The sequence below is a fragment of the Mesorhizobium sp. M5C.F.Ca.ET.164.01.1.1 genome (assembly GCF_004792125.1).
Classification (GTDB): Bacteria; Pseudomonadota; Alphaproteobacteria; order Rhizobiales; family Rhizobiaceae; genus Mesorhizobium; species Mesorhizobium wenxiniae.
This window is the reverse complement of the sequence record NZ_SRTG01000615.1, coordinates 1-282: the sequence shown is the minus strand read 5'-3', so window position 1 is coordinate 282 and position 282 is coordinate 1. Positions and strand designations below refer to the sequence as shown.

Annotated in this window: 1 protein-coding gene; it reads right to left on the bottom strand. The window is 69.1% G+C overall.

Annotation, left to right across the window (positions count from 1 at the left end; all coding sequences use genetic code 11):
- Positions 1–282, bottom strand: a 282-nt coding sequence (locus tag EN807_RS35010) for an aromatic amino acid lyase (protein WP_189522722.1), incomplete at both ends; no start/stop codon positions are given.

Below are 282 nucleotides of genomic sequence, written 5' to 3'. Positions count from 1 at the left end.
CGAATTGCAGCTGCCTTCGGCGGCGAGGAGCGCCGCCAGAGTGTTGACAAGCGGATTGACCAGGCGATCGATGCGGCGCTCGCTCATTGCCGCGACCTGCGCCAGCGCGATCGTCAAACCGTCGGCGGTCTGGCCGAGCGCGGGCGCCACCGCATGCGCCTGCGAAAACACCAGCGGGTCTTCGGGCGTACCGGACACGGCGGGATTGTCGGTGACCGAAGCCAGTTCCCGGTCGACCAGAAGTGCCGAGCGCTCCAGCACCTCGCGCGCCGCGCCATGCAC